Source organism: Treponema sp. R6D11 (genome assembly GCF_054786075.1).
Map to the genome: position 1 here is coordinate 1 of NZ_BDHD01000355.1, position 1,287 is coordinate 1,287.

A 1,287-nucleotide genomic window follows, 5' to 3' on the forward strand; every position below is an offset into this window, starting at 1 on the left:
CATTAATACGCGGATATTTAACAAAAGAGACCGATTTTAATATTTTGGCGGATTTTTTTTCTTGACAGGCACTTTAAATCATTGTAAATTTAACTTTATTGAAAGTATTTTCAATAAAAATCAATTTTTCAAGGAGAATGTGATGAAAAAGACAATTCTTATCTTAACGGTTGTATTCATTATGACTTTAGTCGCAGGGTGCGCAAGTTCGGGAGGCGGTTCTTCCAAAGCGGCTGCTGCTGATGATGGTCCTCCGCCTTATTCGTTAAATTTAAGCGGTGTAACTTATGAAATTTTTAACCAAAAAGCAAAAACATTAACCGACCCTGGAAAGGGCGTAAAAAGCGCGACACCCCTTAAAGCGCAATATGACGGCGTTTTGTTTCTTTTGCCCCCATTTGACACGGATGTTACCAAGTATAAAAGAATAACGGTAACTGCGAAGTTCTTTGACGCAAAAGGCGGGGAAATGAACCAAAAAGGCGGCGGAGCGATGATAGTTATCGTTTATGATCCGAAAGGCGACTTGGAAGGGCCGGAAATGGGCGCCGGAAAAAACACCCCGCTTAAAGAATTTAATTTCGGCGGCATGTCTATGGTACATACGCAGAATGGTTCACGCATCACGCTTACTCAGGCTCCCGGAGCGATTCTTCTTCAGTGTACCAATCCCCTCGTTAAATTTTTTGAACTAACAGAAGTAACCCTGCACAACGGCCGCGATTAAGGTTCATTTTATAAAGTTAGGATAATACTCTTTGTGTTATCCTAACTGCAAAATAATCTCCCGTATCTCCGAAGCCAAGTAAAAAGACCCCGTCCCCAAAACCGGCAACTTATTCTTCGCCGCAAAATCCCTAGCTTCCCTTACGCCTTCCTGGGGAAGGGCCCTCTGCTGTTCGCTGTAAAAACTGTACTCGTAAAAAAGACAGCACATAAGCCTGCCGCAGGGGCCGGAGATTTTTACAGAGTTCAGCGAAAGTTTTTGGTCTTTCGCCATTTTAATCGAAACGGGCTTAAGCTTGTCGGAAACGCAGTGGCAGCAGTAGCCGCGCCCGCAGACCCCAAGGCCGCCAAGCACCCGCGCCTCGTCGCGCACGCCGATTTGGCGCAATTCTATCCTCATCTTAAAAACGCTTACAAGGTCTTTAACAAGTTCCCTAAAATCCACCCTGTTGTCGGCGGTAAAGAAAAACAGAATTTTCGGCTCTTCCAAAAGGTAATGGACAAGAACCAGTTTCATTTCTAGTTTATGGTTTTCTATCTTCTTAAAGCATATATCAAACG

Annotated in this window: 2 protein-coding genes; one reads left to right on the plus strand and one right to left on the minus strand. The window is 43.7% G+C overall.

Translation table 11 applies throughout. The annotated features are described in order from the left end of the window. Positions 1–142 precede the first annotated feature (142 nt). Positions 143–727 (plus strand): hypothetical protein, encoded by a 585-nt coding sequence (locus tag ACYVTD_RS13070; RefSeq protein ID WP_461248178.1) that lies wholly within the window; start codon positions 143–145, stop codon positions 725–727. 36 nt (positions 728–763) lie between these two features. Here ACYVTD_RS13070 and ricT read toward each other — a convergent pair. Then, positions 764–1,287, minus strand: a 524-nt coding sequence (ricT, locus tag ACYVTD_RS13075) for a regulatory iron-sulfur-containing complex subunit RicT (protein ID WP_461248179.1), incomplete at its 5' end; no start/stop codon positions are given.

Coding starts and splice junctions, on each gene's coding strand:
- ACYVTD_RS13070 (WP_461248178.1), top strand. CDS start 143: ATGAAAAAGACAATTCTTATCTTAACGGTTGTATTCATTATGACTTTA.